A 1341-nucleotide genomic window follows, 5' to 3' on the forward strand; every position below is an offset into this window, starting at 1 on the left:
GAGCGTCTGCGGCGGGTGGGTAACAGGCGCGCGGTGATCTCGCGGAGTCCGTCGGTGAGGGCCGCGGTCAGGTGGTCAGGGGGAAAAGGCCGCCTGCGCGGTGACCTGGCGGCGCGCGAGGCGGATGCTGCGGGTGAAGGAGAGCCGGTCGGGGTCGAGGCCGGCCTGTGCGGCGGCGTCGTGCATCAGGGTGCGGATGGCGTGGTGGACCAGCAGGTGTGCCCAGACCTCCTGTTCGACGCCTTCGGGTGAGCGGGACCGCAGGACCTGGGCGGGTCCGCGTTGATGGGTCTTCAGCTCGTCCAGCGTGTTCTCGAACTCCCACCGCTGGTGGTAAAGGGCGGCCAGCTCGGTGGCCGGGGCGACGTCGGGATCGAGGACCGTGGTGATCAGCCGGTAAGGGGCGTCCTGCTCAGGCCGCCCGGGACCGTCCAGGGTGTACTCGATCACCCGGACCGCTTCCGGGTCGGCACGCTTGCGGTGGTCCCTGGCCGCGACGATGTCTGACAGGTACGAGCCGTCGGGGAGCTCTTCGCGGACCGGCAGCACCTGGTGGGAACGGATGCGCCACAGCAGGTCCGCGCCGCCGGCCGAAGCCGCCCGCCACAGCTCCAGGCCGGTGAAGCCGCGGTCGGCCAGCAGCAGATCGCCCTCGCCCAGGTGGTCGAACAGCTCGCGGGCCAGCACGCGCTCAGACGTGGTGAACGGGCCGACAGCCGCAGCGGTGATGGCGTGGGTGCCGCACTCGGCCAGCGCGACCACCCGCACCTGCGGGTACGCACACCGCTGGGTGCGATGGGTCTTCGGGCGCCCGAAGTGCGCCGCGTTCTCCTGGCTGTCCGGAACGTCGAAGACGGTGCCGTCGACGGCCATCAGCCGCCACCGCCCGTAGAAGGCACCCCGGGTCGCTTCCGTAGCCAACGGCCGTGCCACCGAGGCGAACAGGGCCTTCAGCGGCTCCGGGCCGAGTTTCGCGCGAGCTCTCGAGATCGCCGCTGTGGTCGGCACCTGCCACGACCCCGACCAGCGTTTCGCCCAGGTCAGCCCATGCGTCAGCAGCCGGGCGACCTCTTCGTAGCCCTGGCCGGAGAACAAGCACATCGCCAGCACGAAGTAGACCACCACGCGCGGCGGCAGCAGCCGGTTGCGCTGCCCGGACCTCCCGCAGTCGGCCACCACCCGATCCACCAGCTCCGGCGGGAACGACCGCGTCAGCAGCCCGACCGCGATGCGATCCGACAACCGTTCGTCCGTCTCCAGCTTCACCTGACCCGGCCGTGGCATCCCGGCACCTCCCCGCCACGCACCCTACCAGCCGACGACCTTAAGTCACTGGTATTG

At 71.0% G+C, this 1341-nt stretch carries 1 protein-coding gene; it reads right to left on the reverse strand.

Annotation, left to right across the window (positions count from 1 at the left end; translation table 11 throughout):
- Positions 1-75: 75 nt before the first annotated feature.
- Positions 76-1284 carry an IS4 family transposase gene (locus AB0G63_RS39100; protein ID WP_360760669.1) on the reverse strand — a complete coding sequence of 403 codons (1209 nt, stop codon included), beginning with the start codon at positions 1282-1284 and terminating at the stop codon, positions 76-78.
- Between the last annotated feature and the right edge of the window lie 57 nt (positions 1285-1341).

It is taken from the genome of Streptomyces sp. NPDC020996 (assembly GCF_040641355.1).
Taxonomy (GTDB): domain Bacteria; phylum Actinomycetota; class Actinomycetes; order Streptomycetales; family Streptomycetaceae; genus Streptomyces.

Excerpts from the sequence above, each read along its gene's own strand:
- AB0G63_RS39100 (WP_360760669.1), bottom strand. The coding sequence starts at position 1,284 with ATGCCACGGCCGGGTCAGGTGAAGCTGGAGACGGACGAACGGTTGTCG.